The organism is Rossellomorea sp. GCM10028870, from assembly GCF_042666755.1.
Classification (GTDB): domain Bacteria; phylum Bacillota; class Bacilli; order Bacillales; family Bacillaceae_B; genus Rossellomorea.
In genome coordinates this window covers 513,312-538,212 of sequence record NZ_JBHTGN010000002.1, presented here as the reverse complement: position 1 = coordinate 538,212, position 24,901 = coordinate 513,312, and the positions used below count along the sequence as shown (strand labels likewise).

Genomic DNA, 24,901 nt, shown 5'->3' with positions numbered 1-24,901 from the left:
CCCCATCATAAAAAAGAAGATGCCTAGAGGTAGATACTACATTTAAATTTAGATGAGAAAAGGAAGCATGAGAACCGTCCCTGTGCTACCGGAACCATCCTCGGTTCACCCTTAAAGAAGGGTTATGCCACTTTTTCGTGGAATACTAGATAGTAGAAAGCCTAACGATCCTTATCTATTTATATCAAAATCACTACATACTGCCTGAAACTGAAGCCCCTCCATATCGAACCATGACCTTAACACATTCAACGTTTTTTATTAGAGGGAGTTAGGGTATAAGATAAGTGCAAAGTATACAGACTTGATGTATTGGAAAAGCACTGGCGCAAGGCCAGGCAGATGTTGAACGTGTTACAGATAAACATACATACTCCAAACAAGATTTCCGAACAGGAGGAACGGTAACCATTGAAAAATAAAACGGTACTTATCATTGGAGGGGGACTCGGCGGGGTGTCGGCGGCCATAACACTCGCACAGGCGGGATACGATGTCTCCTTATATGAAAAAAACGATCACATTGGAGGAAAGTTGAACCGGCTCGAGCAAGACGGCTTTGGTTTTGATCTTGGCCCGTCCATTTTGACGATGCCCCAGATCTTTGAGAAATTGTTTGCGGCCAGCGGTAAATCGATGAAGGATTATGTCCAGATTGAGAGGCTGAATCATCAGTGGCGTTCCTTCTTCCCCGATGGAACTGTCATAGACTTGTATGAAGATATGAACGACATGCTTGAGAAGAATGCCTCTCTCAGTGAAAAGGACATTCGTGAATATCAACATCTGCTGGAGCATTCGAAGACTCATTACGATATGACGGATAAAACCTTATTTAAAGGTGCGGATACGGCAAAAGGAATTGTCAAGCAGGCGGGACTGTTCAGTGTCTTGAAGAACATTGACCTGATGTCCACGGTGCATAAATCCCTCGATAAGCGGATCAGTCATGAGCAGTTTCGCGATATGCTCTCTTATTTCATCAAATATGTGGGTTCGTCCCCTTACGATGCGCCGGCTGTGATGAATATGATGATTTACATGCAGCATGATCAGGGAGCATGGTACGTTCCCGGAGGATTGCACAAGCTCGCGGATGCTCTTGTGAAGCTGGCGGAAGAAGTGGGGGTGACCTTCCATCTTGGAAGGCAGATCGTCAAACTAGACAAGAAAGATGGCGACATTACCGGAGCCGTATTGGATGACGGAACACGGGTGACGGCCGATCACTATGTGTCGAATATGGAAGTCATACCGGTGTACGAGCGATTACTGGAGGAAGACAGCGATTATATTCATAAACTAAAAAAGAAATTCGAACCGGCGAGTTCCGGCCTTGTTATGCACCTCGGTGTGAAGAAGAGTTATCCGCAGCTCGGCCACCATAATTTCTTTTTCGCCGAAAACATGAAAGAGCAAATGGAATCGATCTTCCACCGCCATGAATTGCCGGAGGACCCGGTCATTTATCTCGTCAATGTCAATAAGACCGATTCGACTCAGGCTCCTCGAGGACATGAAAATATCAAAGTGCTGCCTCATATTCCGTTTATCCGGGATGAGAATCCGTATACGCAAAAGGACTATGAACAATTCGCTGAGCGGGTCCTGATCAAGTTGGAGAAGATGGGCCTTGATGGTTTGCGTGACAACATTGTAACTAAGGATATGTGGACACCGGAAGATATCAGGCGCACGTATGGCTCCGACCGCGGGGCGATTTATGGGACGGTGTCAGACAGCAAGAAGAATAAAGGATTGAAGCATCCGAAACAGAGTGAACGCTACGACAACCTCTACTTTGTTGGAGGAACGGTGAACCCGGGAGGCGGAATGCCGATGGTTACGTTAAGCGGCCAGCTTGTCGGCGAGAAAATTATGGAGAGGGATTCTGGATAAAAAGGGGGTGATGTCATGATCGTCTCACTTCCTGACCACTGGATCATACTCATTGATGTGATTGCCTGGACGTTCTTTCATCTTGCCATTTCGGCCGTTTGTTTGAAACTGCCGTTGACGTGGTTCCTGAAAGACCATTTCTGGTTTCGGACGTTCCCTTTTGAGCAATCCGGGGCATTGTGGCAGCGTTTATTCCGGGTGAAAGCGTGGAAGGGATTGATTCTGGACGGCACGATTTTTCTCAGAAAAGGATACAGCAAAAAGGGGTTGCATGGGACGAAGTCGAGGGACTTGATCGTATTTTCCGCAGAAACGAAACGCGCGGAATTAACCCATTGGCTCTCCATCCTCCCTGCACCGCTGTTCTTCATTTGGAATCCCGTATGGGCAGGGTGGGCGATGGTCCTGTATGCCCTTGTCTTCAACCTTCCGATTATCGTGGTTCAGCGTTACAATCGGGGGCGTATATCGGCGATTACGTCAGGTGTTGGGAAGAAATCAAGCAGACTACTGTAAGGAGATGCAGCTACATAAAGGTTGAACGGGGATTGTCACGATTGTGAGTTTTAGAGGAAGGAGGCAGGGTACATGACAGCTTCAGAAGTGATCAATCTTATACTGGGTTTCCTGGGGGTGATCATTGGCATGATCATGTTTTGGTCCTTGCCGGTTCCAAGATTCACCTCCAAAAATACGGCGGGGTTGCCGTTTGTGTCCATCATTATCCCTGCCAGAAATGAAGAAGGCAGGATCTCCCCGTTATTGCAGTCGTTGCAGGAACAACGATACAAGGGATTTGAAATTCTGTTGGTGGATGACGATTCATCGGATCGTACCGAGGCCATCGCAGAAAGCTACGGTGTCACGGTCCTGCAGAATAACGGGGCAGGGAAATCGTCTGCCTGCTGGCGTGGTGCCAAGGAGGCGAAAGGAGATTGGCTGCTGTTCCTGGATGCCGATACCCGATTCACCAGTGTGGATGGATTACGTAATCTTCTGCATGTCTACCAGGGGAAAGGAGCCAGGGGGATCCTCGCCTTGCAGCCCTATCACACAGTGGAGCGTGTGTATGAGCATCTCTCCATTGTCTTTAACATCATCGTCGTAGTGGGTATGAATCTATTTACCGTCTGGGGATCCCGGTTCAAAGCCGCCGGCTCGTTCGGTCCATGTATTCTATGTGATCGAGACGATTACTTTTTATCCGGCGGGCATGAGAAAATCGAGGGGGCCATCATGGATGATCTGGCACTGGGAGAGGCATTTCTTGATCAGAACCTTCCCGTTCGCTGCCTGGGCGGCAGGGGGATCATTTCGTTCCGCATGTATCCGGAAGGCGTGGGGAGCTTGATCGAAGGCTGGTGCAAAAGTTTTGCCGTTGGTTCCAAGTCCACTCATCCCGCCGTCATGTTGATGGTTATCCTCTGGATTACCGGAAGTTTAACGAGCGCGTCTTCATTGATCTCTTCGATGATAGAGGGAAGTACTATTGCTATGATCATCTATGGGGTATTGTATATCCTCTATAGCGTTCAAACAGCATGGTTTGCTCGCAGAGTCGGGGATTTTAGATGGGGGTATTTCCCTTTTTATCCGCTTTTCTTTTTATTCTTCGCGGTGATTTTCCTTTACTCTTTTGTCCGGGTGAATGTTTTTCATTCGGTGAAGTGGAAGGGGCGGAAGATTAAGGTGTGAAGGGCTTAGCCTCTTTTTTGCCTGAAAGGATGGACCATTGTGATTATCCCCGGGCTTTCATGGCTGCAAGACGATGGAAAATTATTTTAAGTTGAGAGCTTTTATTTTTAGTAATGAATTACCCCTTCTTTCATCATGATAGAGGGGTCTTTTTTATTGACTCATATATTGATAGATAGGGAGGTCTATCCATTTCACATAAGCAATGTGTGTAACCATTCGAAAATACTAGAAATACAATTCCATTACCAACCATCTATACGGGTAATTTTATTGCCTTTAAGGTCCAGCTAGCTTGGAGTGTCCTATGACTGCTATATACGCACTAAACGTATGTAATAAAAAAGGAAAAGCTATCATTATCAAAAGAATGACCATTGGAGCTACTTCACAATGGACTTGCCGATCACAATAACATTACTTCTTTCTTTTATTAACGTAATTTGCTATCTGTTCAGTAGAATAAAAGATAATTAACCCTACAGATAAAATAACAAATGAACTACTGATTAACGGTTTATTATTTACCATTTCAAAGAGTGCATTAATAAAAAGGGTAACTCCCCAAAATATGAATGTACTCTGAAATGCTGTATTAACACTATTTTTGTTTATATTTTCATCTTTTTTAAAAAACTTCATCAATTGCTCCATTATCCACGATTGTTATTCATTTTAGATCGTATTTCATCTACTTTTATGCACTAGACCGGTACGCTTTTTTAGAGTACTATTCCTTCTTTTTAGTATAGTAGTAGGTTCTAAAAGTGCCAGTCATCTCTTTTATTACCATTAACGTAATCATTGTACAATAGATCCCTTTCTCTAACCTTAAGGGAACCTTAAATTATCTATAAAACTTAAATACCATCGCCATCTTCTTAAAAGAGGTTGGTGTAAAAGAGTTGTTGAATAAGAACGGTGTCTGACCTTCTAGCTGGTCAGGCACCGTTTTGTCCTTTAGATAGTAGCCGGACAAGAACTGTGTATTGGAACAGGAAGATCTCTACCAAAGATATGTATATCTTTCACCTAAAAAAGAGGAGTGTAGGGTAATGGTGGGTCCCGGTAATAAAAAAATGAAGCATGAGAACCGTCCCCACGCTTCTCTTGTAGGAATGGGAGGCTGAAACAAAATATATAAGAAAATAATAAAAATAGCGGATAGTAAGATGGCCACCCATGGTTTCCAACGGTGGATGGCCAATAGGAGAAACGTGATTATATTGAAAATAAAAGACAGCTACGCGTTATCTGAATGGACCGGTTTCAAGAACGGGAAGCTCATTGCGATCATTACGACCATCATCTTGATGGCATTTGTCATCTATACGACACATGATATTCAGATGGGGTATGAGTTATTTGTAGTTAGGGGATATAGGTAGAATGTGCTTCACTCCATGTTTGGGAGTGGGGCATTTTTTTACCTATTCTCTTGAAGTATGATAGAGGGGGGGATCCTGTTGCTTTTCTTTGCCAAAAAGGAAGCACAAGAACCGTCACCATGCTTACCCATGCTTAAAACCTTAAAAGGGGAAACGACAACCTATGAAAAAGAAAATCCTATTTATTCTCGCAGTCATTTTAATCATTTTCTTCTTATTATTCGGTGCTTTTAAACTGATGAATGCAAGAACGTTTCAATTATTTGGAGGGCTGACACATAAAGTGGAAACCGATCAAAAGGTGGTGGCTTTAACGTTTGATGACGGTCCGACCAAGAATGTGGATGACATCATCGCATTGTTAAAGAAGTATGAGATCAAAGCAACTTTCTTTCTGGTCGGGAATGAAATGGAAGAGAATCCTGAAGAAGCGAAGAAACTGGTAGAAGAAGGTCATCAGATCGGAAATCATACGTATTCCCATCACCGTATGATTTTGAAATCACCTTCGTTCATTAAAGAGGAAATTGAAAAAACAGACGATCTCATTCGGAAAGCGGGTTATACGGGAGACATTGACTTTCGACCGCCAAACGGGAAAAAGATTGTGGGACTGCCCTATTATTTATCGAAGCATGATCGAGAAACGATTATGTGGAATATCGAACCGGATACTTTCTATACGGATGCTGCCGATAAAATTGAATACGTGAACGACAATGTTACACCGGGTTCGATCATTTTAATGCATGCCATGTATGACAAAACCGGTGAGGAATTGAAGGCCCTTGAAGGGGTCATACAATCATTATCCAAGCAGGGATATTCCTTTGTGACGGTGAATGAACTTCAGGAATTAGAAGATAAATAGTGTTCATGATGTGGGGGAGAATTTCGATGAAGGAAAGGTCCTGCATTCAGACGGTTATCATTTATGGTAGCCGTCTTTTTTAGATTCGTCTAAAGCACGGGGTCGGTTCTGTTGTTCCCTTTGAAGTAAGAAAAGTAGAAAATGTTCCTTCTTGGGAAAGCGAAATGGGCTTATAGACCCGGTCTTTTTATACTGTATATTCACTTTAAAAGGAAATTTCGAAATGTTGGCCAGTACTAGAGTATATTAGGCGAACAGCCTGGATGCCCGGGCAGAGTTTCATCCTGCTGCCATTCTCTAATCTTTGAATTTAGATCTATCTACCTATAGGGTTTTCCCAATAGGTTACAGGCATGACCAATGCTATAGTCAAAGTGTTAGAAAATTAAGAAAAAGGGGATGGAATAAGTAAATGAAGAGAAACAAAAAAATGTTAGTGTATGCATTAGGTACAGGCCTCTTGCTCGGTTCCGGAAATATCCCGGCAATTAATGTCCTGGCAGAAAAACCAACTTCAATGGAATCCGTACTTGCCAACATGTCTCCACAGCAGCTGGAAAACTATAAGCAGCTCCAGTCAGTGGAAAAGCAAGGTCTTTATTTAGACCGAACGGTTAACCTTAAAAGTGACAGCCCGGTGAAGGTCATCGTTCAGCTTGACCACCATCCTGAAAAAGTCGCTCAGTTGAAAGCCAAACTGGAAGGAAAGAACCATGACGCTCGTGAAGCAAAGGCACATGTAGAAAAGGATCAAAAACACTTCAAAAACGAGTTGGCCAACATGTTCAAGGATAAAAGCAATAATGGTTACAAGGTAGGCCAAACTTATAAAAACGCCATGAACGGTGTTTCCTTGGAACTTCCTGCTAATCGGATTGAAGAATTAATGAAACTTGATGTGGTAAGAGCGGTCTACAGCAACGTCGAAGTTCAAATTGATCCACCGGTTCCATCCGAGGCTCCTTCTAACGGACCAGCGAAAGATTATATGATGGAAAGCCTTCCTTACTTAGGAGTCGATAAACTACATAATGAAGGGTTTACCGGCAAAGGAATCAAAGTGGGGGTCCTTGATACAGGTATCGATTATAACCATCCTGACTTGGATGAAGCCTATAAAGGCGGTTATGACTTCGTGGACAATGACAATGATCCTATGGAAGCAACGTATCAAGAATGGCAAGAGTCCGGTTTACCGGAATTCTCGAATGGCAATTCCTACTATACTGAACATGGGACTCATGTGTCTGGTACGGTTGCCGGTGAAGGTGATAATGAAAGTGAATACAGTATAAAAGGGGTTGCGCCTGAAGCAGATCTTTATGGCTACCGTGTCCTCGGACCTTATGGAAGAGGGTCGAGTGAAGGGGTCATTGCAGGGATTGATCGTGCCGTTGCTGACGGAATGGATGTCATCAACCTTTCTCTTGGAGCAGGTGTGAATGATCCCCTGTATCCGACTTCTGTAGCGGTGAACAATGCTGTCCTCAGCGGTGTGACGGCGGTCGTTTCGGCTGGTAATAGCGGAAGTGAATCCTTTACATTAGGCTCACCTGGAACCGCTGCACTTGCCTTAACGGTAGGCGCAAGTGATGTCCCGATTGATATTGCGACATTCAAAGGTCAATATGGGGCAGAAAGCGTCAATCTTCAGCTGATGGCCAGAAACTATAGTGATAATCTCGCAGATTTAGAAGGTAGTGGTATGCAGCTGGTAGATGTTGGGCTTGCTACCAGTAACAATGATTTTATCGGTAAGCAAGTAGAAGGGAATATCGCATTAATCAGCCGTGGTGACATTTCATTTGTTGATAAGATTAAAGCAGCAGCTGCGCGTGGGGCTGAAGCCGTTATTATTTATAACAATAACGGTGAAGAAGGACACATCCCTCATTTCCTTGGAGAGGGAGTCGATTATATTCCTACATTCTCCCTGACAAAGGCCGAAGGAGAAGCGTTGAAGGCAAGCATCCAGGAAGGAGAAACCTTTACCTTCAGCGATAGGCAGGCCATCACAACAGAAGGTGACCGCCTTGCCGATTTCAGTTCAAGGGGCCCATCCAGAATGAATTATGATATCAAACCTGAAATTGTTGCCCCTGGTGTGGGAGTCCTATCAACGGTTCCTTCCTATATCAACGATAAAGAAAACGGAACGTATGAATACGCCTATGCAAGGTTATCGGGAACTTCGATGGCATCCCCTCATGTAGCCGGGATGGCGGCACTATTATTACAATCCAATAAAGAACTGGAACCGGCTGATGTGAAATCCCTATTCATGAACACAGCGGATCCTATGAACGGCGATTACAGTGTCTATGAAGTTGGCGCCGGCAGGGTGGATCCTTATGAAGCCATTCATTCAGATATGAACTTTCAGGTCATTGATGAGACAACCACCCTCATGAATGGAGAAGAAATGAACATTGATGAGAAGACCGGGGGTATGAGCTTCGGATTTCAGTATATTGAAAAGTCACTGAGAGATCAGCGTACGATTATGATTGAGAATTCCGGTGAAGAATCGAAAACATTTAATGGTAGTGTGGAGTTTACCAATCAGTCCCATGACGCTTCCAAAAACAGAATCCATCTATCTTTTGATGAAAAAATTAAGGTGAAGGCCGGGAAGAAAAAGAAAACAAACGTATTCCTAAATATCCCTAAAACAGCTGAAGAGGGTTACTATGAAGGGTATATCCGTTATGTGAATGAGGAAAATCCATCTGAAGAATATCAAATCCCATTTGGTATCCGAATTTCCGAAGAAGGAATTGAATCAGTCAGAGCGTTCAACTTCTCGACGAAAGAGAATAATCAATTCGGAGCCTTGTTCAATTATACCCCAATGGATTTTACGTTGAAGTCACCTATGGAACAGATCAACGTCGTGTTGGTCGATGGCAAGACAAATAAAGAAATGGGACTGGTCGGGGTCATGGATGCTTCAGGAATCAATGAGGGACAGAGGATCATCATTAACTCTGCCTTTGCAGGTTACTATTACCCGTATGATGATAACCGTATATCAGTCAACCCTGCATTGGCACCGGAAGGCCACTACAAGCTAAGATTAGTGGGGACCAACAGTGAAGGGAAGACGTTCACGAAAGAAACGGATACATTCATTGATAATACAGCCCCGGAGTTTTCAAGTACATTGCCGACGGGCGTGTATGAGTATAAGGAAGGACAAGAAACGGTTCCATTCTCCATGTCCCTTTTTGATAAGACCATAGAAGATATGAAGAAGGCGGGACTGGAAGCATCCCAATCCAATAATTACATTGTCTACCATTATGGATCACCATTCCCAACAGGGGCATTGAATACTGATGGTGAAGGGAACCTTTCGGATGAAATCTTGATGAACCCGATTCTCAGCAGGTATCCTGTTGGGTTCTTCGCACACGACTCCGTCGGAAACTTCGCGCAGGGTGGACCAATTGTCAATAGTTTTGTAAAAGAAGGTACACAATATGCCACTGCTTCCATGGATAAAAAAGAAATCATGGCTGGCGATAAGCTGACGATGACACTCTCGTCTCATAATGTTAAACAACTTAAAGAAGGATCTTTCTCAGTAGATTATGATAGCAATCAACTTGAGTTGACGGACGTGAAGATCCATCCGGATTTCATTAAGTATGGTGATTCTGAGATTACGTATGACGACAAGGGAAAAAGCAGTTCTACAAGACACCTTGATGTTCAAGTGAATTTGGAGAATCCGGAAGCTGAAGTGAATGGGGACATTCCATTGGCAGAAGTTACGTTTGAAGCGAAGGATGCCAAATTTTATAGAATGAACTACGTAACTGCGCCGACCTTCTCCAGCAAGTATACAGACGTTAACGGTCAAACGACTAATTTAAAGGGATATTTTGAAGGACAATATCCGGAACTGCTGCGCAGCTATTCAGAGATAAGAGGGGACATTAAAGCCCAAGGATTCTTTGGTACCGACGGAAAATATGACAATGGTACAGACAATTCAAATGCTCCAGTTTCCATAAAGGTGACCGATTGGGAAGGCAACGTACATGACGGGGAAATGGTCCGTAACAATGACTTTGTAGCGAAGCTCCCAGTAACCGATAAGCCTTTCCAGATTGAAGTAAATATCCCTGGACACTTTCCGGTCAAATCCACTTTCACTATTTATGATCAACGTGAAGATAAGGTTGTCGGCACATGGCATGGCTTGCCTCTGCGCACGCAGGATGCCGGGGACATCAACCAGGACAGTGTGATTGATATCATGGATGCGATCGAGATGAAAAACAGCTGGGGAACGGATGATCAAAACTCCGACCTGAATTTCGACGGAACGGTTGATGCGAAAGACTTCGAATTAGTCGAATACAACTTCCTTGAAGCAGATCCTGGCGTGGATTCTGCCCCGAAACCAATGGAGAAATACAAAGGAACGTCCTTAGAAGATATTAAAAATGAATTAGGTATTGAATAGAAAGAGGAAGGAGACAAAGGCACCCCGTGCCTTTGTCTCATAACTATTATTGAGTTTTCTTCGCGATTTTACTTTGCTGATTCTAACTATCCCTGAGTGATTTCCTCGTGATATTATTTTTTCAAGAAGAAAGAGCCGAAACTCCTGAAAATCGAAGGAATTTAAATTTTAACAATATTCAAAATTAACTATTTACATTCTTCTGAAAATTCGATAGTATTCAATGTATACAAAAACTAATAGTTTTATGAATTTATGAATGCGCATTCAATAACATGTTTCTTGAAATAAAGTGGGAGGTAACCATGAGTAATTATCAAGAAGAGAAAAGAGTTGTAAGACGTTACTTCGATGAGCTCGAGAAATCTACACCAGAAAACGTACATAGTGTCTTAAAGGAATTTACAGGTGAACATTATAGTTGGCAAGGAGTGTATCCCTTCCGTGAACAGGAGGGAGTTCAGGCAGTTGCGGAAACCTTTTGGGTCCCTTTATTAAGATCTCTAAAAAAACTGCAGCGTCGTCAGGACATTTTCATGGCTGGCACAAACGAAATAAGTGGTGAAACATGGGTCATGAGCATGGGGCATTTCATGGGCCTCTTTGATCAAGACTGGATGGGGATTCGACGAACAGGGAAAATGATCAACCTAAGATATGCAGAGTTCCATTGTGTAGAGGATGGTAAAATCACCAAAACGGGGTTATTCGTTGACCTGATCGGATTCATGATCCAGGCAGGAGTGAACCCGCTGCCTCCTTCAACGGGTACATACTTTGTTTATCCAGGTCCAAGAAATCACGATGGTCTGCAATTTGACGATGCTCCAGAAGAAGAAGGTGTGAAAACGCTGAATCTTGTCAATCAAATGGTCGATGATTTATCGGAATTGAATAAGAGTGGAGCTATGGGGTGTCCTCCGGAGGTCCTGGAACGTACTTGGTCGGAGGATATGATTTGGTATGGTCCTGGCGGGATCGGGGCGAGTTATACCATTCCGAGATATCAACAGCAGCACCAGCTTCCTTTTAGAAATGGTCTTAAGGATAAGGAATTCAATGGTCATGTGTGCCGGTTTGCTGAAGGACAGTTCGCGTGCTTCTTTGGATGGCCGAACCTTTCGAATACACCAATAGGTGGATTTCTGGGGCTGCCAGGCGGGAATGTTCGAGCTGACATGCAAGTGGTGGATGTGTATTACCGTCAAGGGGATAAGCTTTCTGAGAACTGGGTTCTGATCGATATCCCTTATTGGCTGAAGCAGCAGGGATTGGATATTTTTGAGCGAACCCAAGGGATTATGAATCCGTCACTTTAAGGATCAGCGTCATGGTTACGTACATGATCACTTCTCCAACAGTATAAATGGAGATAAGAAATAATGAATGCGTTTACAAAAGGAATGCTTGAAACTCTGCCTATAACCATTCCAAACATCTTCGTCTCAATCATAAGCCTCTTAATAAAGGCAGTGGGTAGATCATCTTGCTTTTTTATGAATCCGCATTCAATAAATATGGATATGGGGGGTCTTCGTTCAATATGGGTTGGATTGATATGACGATTGTCGCAGTATATATGATTGCTCTGATCATTATGGGTTATAAACTGGGGAAGGGAAATCACACACAAGATGACTACTTTGTAGGTGGGAGATCTGTTGCAACATTCCCGATTGCTCTTTCCATTGCAGCCACCACGGTCAGTGCGAATGGATTTATTGGAGGACCAGGCTGGGCGTATGGTTCGGGACTGATCGCTTTTATGTTGAATTTCAGCATACCTATCGTATTAATATTGACGTTATCGATCTTTCTCCCTTTTTTCTATAATCTAAAGGTGACGTCCATCTATGAATATATCGAAATGCGTCTGGGAGGGAAAAGCAGACTTTTAGTAGTCTTTGGATTTATTGTATCAAATGTGATTCAAGTAGGTTCGTTCTTATTTATTCCTTCACTGGTCATCCAAACCTTCACGGGATGGTCACTGACGATTGTCGTTCCCATGGTTGTGGCAGTGGCAATTCTGTACACGTTACTAGGCGGGATTAAAGCGGTTATCTGGACGGATGCGATTCAGATGTTTGTCTTGTGGGGTGGAGTCATTGCTGCATTTGTCATTATTTTGAGCAATTTAGATATTGGCTTTTTTGAGGCGATGAAGGTTGTGAAAGAAGAGGGGAAATTGGATGCACTTGATTTCTCGCTGGATGCGAAATTGGAGAATGGTGTATGGGTTGGCCTGATTGGCGGTCTGTTTATGTGGCTTAAATACTATGCCACGGATCAGACACAGACTCAAAGAATGTTCGCAGCAAAGTCGATCAATGAAGTGAAAAAGTCGATCTGTATCAGCGGATTTGTGATGAATATCATGTATTTTGTGTTTATGTTCATAGGAGTATTGCTTTTCGTCTTCTTTGACGGCAGGGAATTCGATAATTCCAACAACATTATGATTACTTTCATTGCAAATAACATCCCTGTAGGAATCTTGGGGCTGATCATGGCCGGGATTTTTGCAGCTGCCATGTCCAGCATAGACTCCGTACTAAATTCAGTGACGACCGTCTTCATTAAAGACATTTATGAAAAGTTCATCACGAAAGGAAAGCCGGCTTCTCTAAAGGTTTCGATGGTCTTCACCCTTGTGTTTGGGGTATTGCTGATCGGATTTACATTGATGGCATTCAGCGGTACGACCGCTTCGATCTTAAAGACAGTGGGCAGCTACCTCTCGTACTTCTCAGGTTCGATACTGGCGATGTTTCTTTTGGCGATGTTCACGAAGAAAGCAAATGATAATGGAGTCGCAATCGGGTTTGTATTAGGAATCGTCATCACGACCTATATTGGAAACCTTGGGCTGGTGAACTGGCTCTGGAATTATCCGATCGGATGCGTGATCACTCTTATCATTGGTTACATTTTCAGCTTACTATTTCAAAAGAATAGAAGAATCGAATTGGAAGAATTCACGTTTAATGGTCAAAGAGCAAGGTTGATAAAAGAAGGAACTGTAACAGATGAAAACGGTCATTCCATTGTTCCGGGGGGCATGGACAAATACTCATATGCACTCATCGGATTGTTTATTGCACAGGTGATCATATTGGGGCTTATCCAGTTATAGGGAATGAGGCTTTGTCATTATCTGAATTTTTAATTATAATGGAATGTGAATCCGGATTCATCATTCTCGCTAGATTATCGGAATACCATAAAAACCGGGTTTAATACACGAAGGCAACTTTTGAAAGGGTTTTGAAAAATGAAAGCCAGAATTAGCGCATATGATGTGGCGAAACAGGCAAGTGTTTCACAATCGACCGTTTCCAGGGTCCTGAACAACTATCCTCATATCAAGGAATCTACAAGAAAGAAGGTCCTTGAAGCGATAGAAGAATTAGGGTTTACAAGGGATGAGATTGCCAGAAGCCTTGCCAGTAATAAAACGAGAACCATAGGATTGATTGTCGGGGATATCACGAATCCTTTCTTTGCCGAATCAGCGAAAGTGATTACGGGAAAAGCACAGGAGATGCAGTATGATGTGATCCTTTGTAATACGAATCACAATGAAGAGAACCTGGATAAATATATTCAAACCCTTAAAGGGAAGCGAGTCGATGGGATCATCATTGCCTCTGCCGATAAGGACAATCAAAGAATCAAAGAATTATATGATCAAGGATTTCCTGTCATTCTGTTCAATAGTATCTTGGAACACGAGAAGGCGAATTATATAGCCGTCAACAACTACAAAGGGGCAAGACTTGCGGTGGAACATCTCTATCAATTGAACCATCGCCGTATTGGATATATTGCAGGTCCTTCGAAGTATGTCACCACCCATTTGAGGAACTTAGGATACAAAGAAGCACTAGAGGACTTAGGGATTGTCGGAAACAATCAGTTTGTCTACAACAAAGAGTTTTCTTACGATGAAGTTTATCAGTTTACCAAAAAGTTATTAAAACAGAGTGACCGGCCAACAAGCTTTTTCTCTGCTTCCGATCAAATGGCCCTTGCCGTGTTAGATGCTGCAGCTAGTGAAAACATCAAGGTACCGGAAGAATTATCAGTCGTAGGATTTGATGATATTGATTTGGCAAAGAATCAATATATTGGACTCACCACTATCACCCAGCCGAAAGAAAAAATGGCAACCCTCGCCTTGGAAAAACTGATCTCCCTGATTGAAGAGGGCGAAGGGAAAGACGAAGGGTTTCAGATCATATTAGAACCCGATTTAATTCAACGAAAAACAACGGGAGTATGCAGGAACGAGAAAGGAGGATAAGAATTGACGCACTTTGCTGAATTGAAAGGGAAAAGGGTCATGGTTACGGGAGGAAGTAAAGGCATTGGAAAGGATATCGCGCTCTCCTTTGCCAAACTGGGGGCCACAGTGGTGATTTCAGGGAGGAATGATGAAGCCCTGTCAGCTGCTGTCCTTGAGCTGAAACGTTACTCCCCCGATTGTTCTTATGTGAAGGCCGACATCCGGCATGTAGCGGACATTCATAAGATGGTGGATGAGGCTGCCGCTCATATGGGGGGACTCGATGTACTGGTCAATAACGCAGGAGTGAATATTCCTAAACCAGCCATAGAAGTGACGGAGGAAGATTGGGACTCAATCCTTGATACAAATCTTAAAGGAAGCTTCTTCTCCTCCCAGCGTGCAGCGAAGTATTTTCTTTCACAAAAAAGTGGGAAGATCATCAACATTGTTTCACAGATGGCATTCGTTGGCTATATCAAGCGGGCAGCCTATTGTTCCAGTAAGGGAGGGGCCGTGCAAATGACCAAAGCTCTTGCTGTTGAGTGGGCACCCTACAATATCAAGGTTAATGCAGTGGCTCCAACATTTATTGAAACCGAGCTCACATCCAATATGTTTGAAGATCAAGATTTTTATCAAGACGTGATCAATCGAATCCCATTAGGGAAACTTGCCCAACCTTCTGATGTGACAGGAGCGGTGTTATTTCTCGCTTCTGACATGGCAAACTTTGTAACGGGTGAAACCATCAAGGTTGATGGAGGTTGGACCGCAATTTAAAGAGTATCTTTTATTGCATTTTGAATGCGCATTCAAATAAAGGAGGAATCAAGATGCCGAAAGTGGATGAACGAAAAGAGGAAAAAGTAGAAATGGATCGTCCTCTTCATCAAGCACCTCAACATGACAACGTATTCTATGGCGACTCAACCGAAGTGAACCGTGTTGGCTATGCGGATTACAATGAATTTTCAAAGAATACAAAACGTAAACAAAGAATGAATGGATTCGACGAGGAGTATCTCGATTTTGTGGATTATATCATCAAGATCACCCATCGCATCTGGGAAGAGAAAGGGATCGGGATTATTTATCAAACCTATCATAATGATGTCACCATGCATACGGGAACAGCCCATATACAAGGTGTAAATGAGGTGGTGTCCGGGACCTTACAGGCTTTGCACGCCTTTCCGGATCGAAGGCTGGTTGGGGAAAATGTCATATGGTCAGGTAATGATGAGGAAGGATTTTTATCTTCTCACCGTATCGCATCGAGTGCTACCAACCTGGGGGATTCCTCATTCGGGCCTGCTACAGGTAAGAAAGTTTTCTTCCGGACCACGGTTGACTGCTTTGTCCATTCAAACCGGATCGTGGAAGAGTGGCTTGTACGAGACAACCTGTATCTAGTCAAACAGTTAGGATTCGATCCAATAGAAGTGGCAAGGAAACTGGCACAGAATTCGGAGAACAAGACCCCGGCATTGCAATCCCACTTCGGTTCCAGCGGGACAATGGAAGGGCAGCTGATGCCACAAGTATACTCTCCAAAGTCAGAAGGTTTTGAAATTGGTGATTTTATTTTAGCCATGTACAACAAAGTATGGGAATGGCGATTATTTAACCACGTGAAGGACTTCTACTCGAGTCATGCGGTGGTTCATTATATTTGCAATAAAGATTTGATTGGCACCAGCCAGATCCAGGGAATGCTCGTCAGTTTGTTTGCCTCATTCCCAAGTGCTAAATGTATGGTCGAGAGAGTGACCTGTAACGAGGGAGCCCAAAAGGGTGAATGGGATGTTGCCGTAAGGTGGAGATTGCAAGGGATTCATGAGGGTATTGGGTATTTCGGTCAGCCAAGTGGAAAAACAGTAGAGGTATTGGGGATTTCTCACCTGAAAGTGAGGAATGAGAAAATTGTAGAAGAATGGATGACATTTGACGGCTTGGATGTACTGAGGCAGATCTATCTGGGTACAGAGTCTAATGCTGACGATGCCGAAGCCGGAACATACGAATAAATCATCTTTCATTACTTAGTTTTGAATGCGCATTCAAAAAGGAGGGAATACCATGTCAGTACAAACGTCTATTAAGAAAGATCCTTCAAGTATAAATCAGGATTTTCATATGCCTGGGAATATCCGTTTCGGAGTCGACACATTTTATTCCTTGCCGGATGAGATTAAGAAATTAGAGGTTAGCAGAGTTGTCATTATTAGTGATAAAGGTCTTGAACGGGTTGGAGTCGTTGAACGTGTACTGGAATTAGTGGAATCGGCAGGAATCGAAAGTAATGTGTTTACAGATATTGAAGGAGAGCCGACCTTTACTTTGGTACAAAAATCAGTAGAGTTTGTGAAGAAATCTGGAAGCGAACTCGTAATCGGTATCGGAGGCGGAAGCGCACTAGATGTTGCCAAAGCGACGGCAGCTCTGGTGGATAAAGATGACGTGAGTCCTTATTTAAGTGGAGCCGAAACCATTGATTCCAGACAGGTCAAGTGCATTCTGCTTCCGACGACTTCAGGAACCGGATCGGAAGTGACGATGAATGCCATATTCGGGGATGAAGAAGAGGAAGTAAAACGGGGGATTGTCAGCAGGCATCTTCTGCCGGACCTCGCAATCATCGATCCCGCTCTGACACGCTCATGCCCGCCACGGGTCACCGCTGCTTCAGGTGTGGATGCTTTCACACATGCACTTGAATCGTATGTTGCCGTGAGAGCTACACCCTTAACGAAGATCTATGCTGAAAAGGCCATGAAGTTATTTAGTTCGAACATCACGAAGGCAGTTCATAACGGAAAAGACATGGAAGGACGTATCGGAATGAGTTGGGTAAGCATGTTGGCAGGAGTTTCGTTAGCCAATGCAGGTGTGGGGGCCGTCCATGCCTTAGCTTACCCCCTCGGTGGAAAGTACCACATCGAGCATGGAGTTGCCAATGCTCTCCTTATGCCGTTTGTTTTCGAAGAGACTGGGAAAACGTGCACGCAGGAAATGGTAGAGGTTGCAAACTATCTTGAATTAGGGGATTACTCAAAAAATCCACACCAAGCGCTTAAGGCAATAGTGGGGTATCTATATGAATTACTTTCGAATCTTGACCTCCCGACATCATTGGCGGAGCTTGGGATCAATGAGGAAGATTTGCCTCTACTTGCCGGGCAAGCCTCACAGATTGATCGCCTGTTGTCCAACACGCCGTACCAATTGACCGAAAAGAAGATCTTAGCCATTTACCAAAAGGCATTCACGGGATACGAGAAAGGACGTGATGAAGGTTGCTGAAAAAACAGCTCAAAAAGAAACTCTACATTGATGGCAGGTGGCAGGAAGCAAAGGACTATTATGAGTTGAAATCCCCATTCAGCGGAGACGTCATTGCCAGCGTCCCTTTGGCAGATGAACGGGAAGTGGAAGACGCCTTGGAAAGTGCACAATCAGGTTCTGAGAAAATGAAGCAGTTGACTTCCTTGGAACGTTCGGACATCCTTGAGCGTGCTTCACGTATTTTTGAAGAGAGATCTGAGGAGGCAGTAGAAATCCTTGCCATGGAATGTGCCAAGCCACTAAAGGCAGCTCGTGCTGAAATCGCGCGAACGATTGAAACGTATAAATTTGCAAGCGAAGAGGCGAAGCGGATTAATGGGGAGACCATTCCCATGGATGCCGCCAAGAGTGGAAAGGGGCGCTTTGCCTTCACGATCCGTGAGCCTTTAGGGGTCATCGCAGCGATTACCCCCTTCAACTTCCCATTTAATCTAGTCGCCCATAAGCTGGGGCCGGCCTTTGCTGCCGGGAATTCTGTGGTTCTGAAGCCCGCGAATCAGACGCCTTTAAGCGCACTCCTGACAGCGGAAATCTTTGAGCAGGCAGGCTTACCGGGAGGGGCGTTAAACGTAGTCACGGGGAGAGGCAGTGTCATTGGAGATCAGCTCGTGAAAGATTCCAGAGTGAAAATGGTCACATTTACTGGAAGTGTGGAGGTTGGGCTTGGTATTAAAGAAAAAGCAGGGCTGAAAAAAGTAACACTTGAACTGGGTTCGAACTCAGCTGTCATCGTCGATGGGGCGGAAGATATGAATGCTGTCGTTGATCGATGTGTGGAAGGTGCTTATTCCTTTGCCGGTCAAGTATGCATTTCCGTGCAGAGGATATACGTGCAGGAAATACTCTATGACTCTTTTGTACATCAATTTGTGGAAAGAACGAAACAGCTTGTGATCGGCGATCCCCTGTCAGAAGGCACAGACTTATCGGCCATGATCAACCAAGGTGAGGCAGATAGGATCGAAGAGTGGTTTAAGGAAGCAACAGAAGCAGGTGCGCACATCTTATATGGAGGAAAGCGGGAGGATGCCATTATACACCCAACTGTGATCACGGGGGGATCATCCGCTTTATCCCTGAACTGTAAGGAAGCATTTGCCCCCATTGTCACGATCACACCATACGGTTCATTGGATGAAGCGATCGGACTCGTGAACGATTCGGAATACGGATTGCAGGCGGGGATCTACACGACCTCTGTTCATAAAGCATTCGATGCCCTGCACCGACTTCAAGTCGGGGGAGTCATGATCAACGATATCCCTACTTTCAGAGTCGATCATATGCCATATGGTGGTGTAAAGAACAGCGGTACCGGCCGTGAAGGAATCAAATATTCCGTGGAAGAGATGACAGAACTGAAACTAGTGACATTTAAATTGTAAGAATAGTCAATAAATAAAATTTTGAATAATAGAAAGGAAGATTACTATGCCGACAGAACAACCGAAAGTGAAACGATATGTATCCAATGAAAAGATGGAAGAAAACTGGATTGTCCGATTTGATGATCTAAAATCAAAAGCCATTCCCCTCATGTTTATTGATAGTATCATACCTGGTCATCAACGCCTGAATTACGCCCTGATCGGGGATACGGCCAGTGAAAATGAGGCCTATTCCCCTGAAATAACAGAACCACACGGGTTTCAAATCGGTATGGTGAAAGCACCTCCAGGGAATGGACCGGCTTACCATACTCATGACTACATCGAAGCGTTTCTTCCTCTTTCCGGAAAATGGCGTTTCTATTGGGGAAATAGTGAAGATGAGATCGAGGGTGAAACCATCATTGAAGAATGGGATTTAATTTCTCTGCCTCCAGGGTTATGGAGAGGCTTTGAAAATATCAGTGAGGATGATGCTTGGATCTTTGCCGTGCTTGAACAGCATGAAGTATTCAACGGGAAAGATCCATACTGGGCTCCACAGGTCGTCAGGAAAGCTGCGGAACATGGCTTCCATGCAGATCAATCAGGAAAAATGATCAAACCTGAGAATTTTTCAGCACTTGAAAAACAAATGGCGGAGAAGCTGCGGGCGGGAGAGAAATAGTAGATGAAGAAAGAAGCGTTAGTATTATTACCGGGTACGCTTTGTGATGAGAGACTTTGGGAGCATCAGTTGGAACATTTGACTGATGTTTCCGATCCTTCCGTTTCAATGTTAACTGGAGCAGACACCATAGAGGGAATGGCTGAATCCGTCTTGAAGCATGCCCCTGAACGCTTTGCTCTAGCCGGGCTTTCACTTGGTGGGATTGTGGCAATGGAAGTCATCCGGCAAGCACCAGAAAGAGTGACCAGACTTGCCCTATTGGACTCGAATCCACATGGCCCCAAGCCAGAGCAGTTGGAAAGCTGGAAGAGCCTTATGTCAAAAGTGGAATCTGGGCAGTTTCAAAGCATAGTAGAGGAAAAGTTGTTACCGAATCTCATTCATCCCGGCAGGCAGGAAGATGACCAGTTGGTATCAACCATAAAGGATATGGCGGAGAGAGTAGGACCAGAAGGATATGTGCAGCAATTAATGGCCGTTTCTACGCGTTCTGACCTTCGGGAAGGCTTAAGGCAAATTAACGTTCCCACGCTCCTTTTAGTAGGAAGGGAGGATCAGGTTTGCCCCTTGTCCTTACATGAAGAAATGCAGGCAACTATTTCAGAGTCCCGGTTAGTTATCGTAGATGATTGTGGCCATTTAAGCAGTTTGGAGCGACCGGAAGAAGTGACGGCTGCTTTACGCAACTGGCTGATTGAGTGAAAGGGTGTAAAGTAGGGAGGTAATTTCATTGATCAATCGTGTAAAGGATAAACTCAGAAGCGGGAAAAGAGTACTTGGAAGTTTCATTGGATTCTATTCTCCCAACTTCATTGAAATGATCGGGTATGCCGGATTTGATTTCGTGGTTATAGATGATGAGCATGGGGCATTCAGTTCTTCTGAATTAGAAAACATGATCCGGACAGCCGAATCAGTGGATCTAGTACCCATTGTCCGAGTCTCATATGATCCGTCCAGTATCCAGAAGGCTTTGGATAGAGGAGCCAAAGGGGTACAAGTACCGATGGTCAATTCAAAGGAAGATGCCATAAAGGCTGTGAAAAGGGCGAAGTTCCCCCCTTTAGGAACCAGGGGTGTCGCTTATTCACACAGGGCGGCGCGCTATGGAAATCAAGGAGGGAAGGCATTCTTAGATAGCTCCGATGAAAACATCTTGGTCATTCCACATATAGAAACCCTTGAAGCGGTGGAGAATATTGGGGAGATCATGGGGGTCGAAGGTATCGATGTTCTTTTCATCGGTACAACCGACCTATCGGTTGATATGGGATTTAAAGAAGAAGGTGCCAACCATCCTGAAGTTCAAGGAGTCATACGAAACTTGTATCAAACAGCATCAGAAAATAACGTTGCGATTGGAACGGTTGCGGCTGATAGTACAGGAGCACAGCAAGCTTTTGAAAAAGGGGCAAATTATGTAGGGGTTGTAGCGAATTCAGTGATTCTTAAGGCGCTTCAGATAGTGGTAGAAGATACTAAAAGAGTTGGAAATGAAATGACCAATAGAGGTATTAGAAAGTAAAAAAAGAAATCTTCACCAAACTCGTAAAATAGATGGGGAAGAATGATGCTTTAGTGACCTTAATATGTTGGGAAAAAGGGAGGGTTCTCATGCTTACGAATAAGGAAGCATGAGAACCCTCCCTGTGGTTTTTTTCTGCGCATGTCTCCCAACCAGTGGGGCAGGCAGGGACCGAATCTCGTCCTTCGATCCAAGGCACCTTTCTCCCCGACTTACAGAAATTTCTTCAAAGCCATATGAAGACTGGATGTCACAGTGATGTCCGAAGAATTGATTCCGAGATGGGTCATGGTCTGGGCGATCTCGGGTCTTATTCCGGATAGGATGGTTTCGATTCCGATGAGGGATAAGGCATCCACTACCTTGAAGATGCGGTCTGCTACCATCGTATCAATGATCGGAACGCCGGACAGGTCAACCACCAGGTATTCTAAGGATAATTCGCTCCCTCTTGAGAGTGCTTTATCCATCAGTTCTTGGGCTCTTTCGGTGTCGATGTCACCGATCAAAGGGAGTATGCCAACTTGATTGGTTATTTTAATCACCGGGATGGATAATTCTAATGCTACAGCCTCTGCAGCGTTGATCCGTGTATAAAATCTTCTTGTATACGACATGCTCAGCCAATGTACGGCCTTGTCCACCACTGCGTCAAAATCTGAAATCAGGTTATAGAATTCATCGAATGTCAAGTTGAAAGCGGAAGCTTCCTCTTTTATGATTTGTCCGATTAAATTTCGGTAATCTCTTACTTCGTCCAGAGCAATCTCCAATGGAAGGTTGAAATTCACGAGTGTATCGACTGCCTCTGATCCCCACTCCTGTAATTGCTCGAAGGCCGTATCCAAGTCACTTTCGATCGATTTTGCATAAATGTCAATGATATTCTCACGCCAACTATGAAGCTTCGATTCTATGTTGCTGTATTGGCTTGATCTCAAATTGTCCTTTTGAACGATAAGCTCTTGCTTTTGACTCAATACTTTGTCACAGATAGCTTTCGTGTATGTTCGTTTACCTTGATCGATCATGTACTCATCGTCTCTCCTTTTGCTGTAGTTTCCAATTATATTTTAACATATTCAAGAGTGAGAGTTGGAGCATGAACGATTGAGCAGAGCCAGGGGACAGTTCTAATGGCTTAGAACCTAGTCGATAAAAAGTGAAGGAATTAGGGTGTTTGTGAGGGGGAAGCAAAGGGGATCGTGAAGTAAAGTGGCGGTTTTGCCACTTTTCTGAGTTCATAAAGGAAGCGCGAGAACCGTCTCTGGGCTTCTCGTTGACTCTAGGGATATGTCTAAAAGAGAGCTGTAGATCATCAAACCATTCTAATTAAAACCAGAACGTTGGTCTAAGAAGGATTAACGGCCATTTTTGTTGAATTTTTTATTGAATCAACCGTTAATGGAAGAAGAAATATCGACTAAGGGGTTAATAAGTAGTTAGTAACACCAAAGAGTTGCAGTCTTAGAGATATGAAAAGTGTTACCACACAATGATAAGGAGTTGAAGATATGAAGTTTCTGCTCACATCTGCAGGCGTCAATAACAAACGTATTCACGACGCGTTGGTTGACATGCTGGACAAGCCGATCGCCGAATCCACAGCCCTGTGCATCCCCACCGCGATGTACGGACACCCCTGGGTCGGCCCAGGCGTCAAAGCATGGGAGTTCATCAGTGGCAATTCCGGGAATCCAATGGTCGAGCTGGGCTGGAAATCCGTCGGAGTGCTGGAGCTCACAGCGCTGCCAAGTATCGACGAAGACCGGTGGGTGCCGCTGGTCCGGGAGACGGACGTCATGCTGGTCTCAGGCGGGGACGCCCTCTACCTGAACCATTGGATGCGGCAATCGGGGCTTGCGTACCTTCTGCCGTCCCTGCAAGCAGTCTATGTGGGAATGAGTGCCGGGAGCATGGTGATGGCACCGAACATTGGTGATTTCTTCGTTGGCTGGACTCCCCCCGGCGGTGGCGATGATGCTCTCGGATTGGTCGATTTTTCAATCTTTCCCCACCTGGATCACGAAATGCTGCCGCATAACACCATGGCTGCCGCAGAGAAATGGGCTGCTGAAATGCAGGGTCAGGCATATGCGATTGATGACCAAACGGCCATCAAGGTGATGGGCGGAGCGGTCGAAGTGATCTCTGAAGGGAATTGGAAATTGTTTTCGAAGGGATGAGGGGAGAGTGGGAACTGTCTCCACTCTAATCTAGACTGACAAATAATATACAATTAGCAGGTATGCACGTAAAAGAGTTGGACCTGCTATTTTTTATATTGGCAGGGCAATCCTCGAAGCAATCTAGATGAAATGTACCAAGTAGCCTCGATTTCGCCATATCAATAGATTAATTATGATAGTATTGAAAATAATGGATATTCCATTTGCGGAAGGGTAGGCGGGGAGAAACAAGGCATACTCTCACTATGGAATCGACTAAGGAGAAAATGTAATGAATACAAGTAAGATGTCAAAGGTAGATTTAGTCCAGTTTGACAAGAAAGATATCCCGGGTTTAATTGAACTGTCTGAATCAGTGGGGTGGGACTATGATGAACACGAGATTGGTACAGTTATGTCATCTGGTAAAGTATTCGGCCATAAGAATACTGAAGGGGAAATTGTTTCAAGTGCCGCCATCATTCCCTATGAAGCCAATTTCGCCTCCATTGGTATGGTAATAGTCAACAAAGAGTATAGAGGGATGGGATTAGGAAAAGAAGCGACACAACAATGTATGAATTCCATTTCAAGTGACATTGCGATCATGCTGATTTCGACTGAAGACGGGAAGCCTCTCTATGAAAAAATGGGGTTTAAAATCGTTGACCGAGTGCACAAGTACATATGCGACACCTATTCAAATTCTAATCTACCCAATCGAACAGTTACCATCGAACATTATAATGAGAGCGACTTACATAAAATAATTGAGTTAGATGAAGATGCTTTTGGAGATAAGAGAAGCAACTTTCTTAAACATAGAATCAATCAATCCGAGGAATGTGTAGTAGTGAAAGATTACATAGGGAACACTATAGGTTTTGGATTATCTATATTAGGACCTATTAATCTGATAATAGGACCTATTGTGGCACCGGATGCTCAAGTAGCATCAATGATTCTAGATAAGCTGACTATTGGGCATCAAGGCAAATTAAGGATCGATATACCATCAGGTAATGAAGTATTTATTGAAGCCGTTGAGAAATGCGGGTTTGTATGCGTGAGTAATCCATCAATTATGATATTTAACTCAACTGAGATGCCCCAGAGAAATGGTGAATTATTTGGAATTGCTGCTCAGGTGTTTGGTTAAAAGACTTAGATATTTATAGTTTTCTCAT

General features: G+C 44.0%; 19 protein-coding genes. 18 read left to right on the top strand and 1 reads right to left on the bottom strand.

Annotated elements, in window-relative coordinates; genetic code table 11:
* Positions 1–411 precede the first annotated feature (411 nt).
* The 16 genes from ACFQWC_RS13490 (at position 412) to ACFQWC_RS13415 (ending at position 21,546) form a co-directional block, all read left to right on the top strand.
* A complete protein-coding gene (locus ACFQWC_RS13490; RefSeq protein WP_377107886.1) occupies positions 412–1,899 on the top strand; it encodes a phytoene desaturase family protein in 1,488 nt (495 codons plus the stop codon).
* A 15-nt stretch (positions 1,900–1,914) separates the two neighbouring features.
* Positions 1,915–2,415, top strand: a complete 501-nt coding sequence (locus tag ACFQWC_RS13485) for a glycosyl-4,4'-diaponeurosporenoate acyltransferase CrtO family protein (RefSeq protein WP_377107884.1) — start codon at positions 1,915–1,917, stop codon at positions 2,413–2,415.
* 72 nt (positions 2,416–2,487) lie between these two features.
* Positions 2,488–3,594 (top strand): glycosyltransferase family 2 protein, encoded by a 1,107-nt coding sequence (locus tag ACFQWC_RS13480; protein WP_377107882.1) that lies wholly within the window; start codon positions 2,488–2,490, stop codon positions 3,592–3,594.
* A gap of 1,217 nt (positions 3,595–4,811) precedes the next feature.
* Positions 4,812–4,982 (top strand): hypothetical protein, encoded by a 171-nt coding sequence (locus tag ACFQWC_RS13475; RefSeq protein WP_377107880.1) that lies wholly within the window; start codon positions 4,812–4,814, stop codon positions 4,980–4,982.
* A 163-nt stretch (positions 4,983–5,145) separates the two neighbouring features.
* Complete coding sequence (locus ACFQWC_RS13470) at positions 5,146–5,853, top strand: polysaccharide deacetylase family protein (protein WP_377107878.1); 708 nt, start codon at positions 5,146–5,148, stop codon at positions 5,851–5,853.
* Positions 5,854–6,265: 412 nt separating this feature from the next.
* Entirely contained in the window at positions 6,266–10,327 is a 4,062-nt protein-coding gene (locus ACFQWC_RS13465; RefSeq protein ID WP_377107876.1) for a S8 family serine peptidase, read from the top strand.
* 305 nt (positions 10,328–10,632) lie between these two features.
* Positions 10,633–11,646 (top strand): hypothetical protein, encoded by a 1,014-nt coding sequence (locus ACFQWC_RS13460; protein WP_377107874.1) that lies wholly within the window; start codon positions 10,633–10,635, stop codon positions 11,644–11,646.
* Between the two features lie 224 nt (positions 11,647–11,870).
* Entirely contained in the window at positions 11,871–13,463 is a 1,593-nt protein-coding gene (locus tag ACFQWC_RS13455; protein ID WP_377107872.1) for a sodium:solute symporter family transporter, read from the top strand.
* A 138-nt stretch (positions 13,464–13,601) separates the two neighbouring features.
* Positions 13,602–14,633 (top strand): LacI family DNA-binding transcriptional regulator, encoded by a 1,032-nt coding sequence (locus ACFQWC_RS13450; protein ID WP_377107870.1) that lies wholly within the window; start codon positions 13,602–13,604, stop codon positions 14,631–14,633.
* Between the two features lie 3 nt (positions 14,634–14,636).
* Complete coding sequence (locus tag ACFQWC_RS13445) at positions 14,637–15,398, top strand: SDR family NAD(P)-dependent oxidoreductase (protein ID WP_377107868.1); 762 nt, start codon at positions 14,637–14,639, stop codon at positions 15,396–15,398.
* Between the two features lie 53 nt (positions 15,399–15,451).
* On the top strand, positions 15,452–16,645 hold the full coding sequence (locus ACFQWC_RS13440) for an ester cyclase (RefSeq protein ID WP_377107866.1): 1,194 nt from the start codon (positions 15,452–15,454) through the stop codon (positions 16,643–16,645).
* A gap of 52 nt (positions 16,646–16,697) precedes the next feature.
* Positions 16,698–17,921 (top strand): iron-containing alcohol dehydrogenase, encoded by a 1,224-nt coding sequence (locus tag ACFQWC_RS13435; protein ID WP_377107864.1) that lies wholly within the window; start codon positions 16,698–16,700, stop codon positions 17,919–17,921.
* A complete protein-coding gene (locus tag ACFQWC_RS13430) occupies positions 17,918–19,348 on the top strand; it encodes an aldehyde dehydrogenase family protein (RefSeq protein ID WP_377108017.1) in 1,431 nt (476 codons plus the stop codon). The genes ACFQWC_RS13435 and ACFQWC_RS13430 overlap by 4 nt, the downstream gene beginning before the upstream one ends.
* A gap of 46 nt (positions 19,349–19,394) precedes the next feature.
* Positions 19,395–20,018, top strand: coding sequence for a cupin domain-containing protein (locus tag ACFQWC_RS13425; protein ID WP_377107862.1), 624 nt, complete (start codon positions 19,395–19,397; stop codon positions 20,016–20,018).
* A 3-nt stretch (positions 20,019–20,021) separates the two neighbouring features.
* Complete coding sequence (locus tag ACFQWC_RS13420; protein WP_377107860.1) at positions 20,022–20,723, top strand: alpha/beta fold hydrolase; 702 nt, start codon at positions 20,022–20,024, stop codon at positions 20,721–20,723.
* Between the two features lie 28 nt (positions 20,724–20,751).
* Complete coding sequence (locus ACFQWC_RS13415) at positions 20,752–21,546, top strand: HpcH/HpaI aldolase family protein (RefSeq protein WP_377107858.1); 795 nt, start codon at positions 20,752–20,754, stop codon at positions 21,544–21,546.
* A gap of 212 nt (positions 21,547–21,758) precedes the next feature.
* On the opposite strand, the gene ACFQWC_RS13410 is transcribed toward ACFQWC_RS13415, so the two are convergent.
* Positions 21,759–22,577: an STAS domain-containing protein gene (locus ACFQWC_RS13410; RefSeq protein ID WP_377107856.1), complete on the bottom strand. Its 819-nt coding sequence runs from the start codon at positions 22,575–22,577 to the stop codon at positions 21,759–21,761.
* Between the two features lie 483 nt (positions 22,578–23,060).
* On the opposite strand from ACFQWC_RS13410, the gene ACFQWC_RS13405 reads away from it, so the two are divergent.
* Positions 23,061–23,732 (top strand): Type 1 glutamine amidotransferase-like domain-containing protein, encoded by a 672-nt coding sequence (locus tag ACFQWC_RS13405; protein WP_377107854.1) that lies wholly within the window; start codon positions 23,061–23,063, stop codon positions 23,730–23,732.
* A gap of 274 nt (positions 23,733–24,006) precedes the next feature.
* Positions 24,007–24,873 carry a GNAT family N-acetyltransferase gene (locus tag ACFQWC_RS13400; protein ID WP_377107852.1) on the top strand — a complete coding sequence of 289 codons (867 nt, stop codon included), beginning with the start codon at positions 24,007–24,009 and terminating at the stop codon, positions 24,871–24,873.
* Positions 24,874–24,901 lie beyond the last annotated feature (28 nt).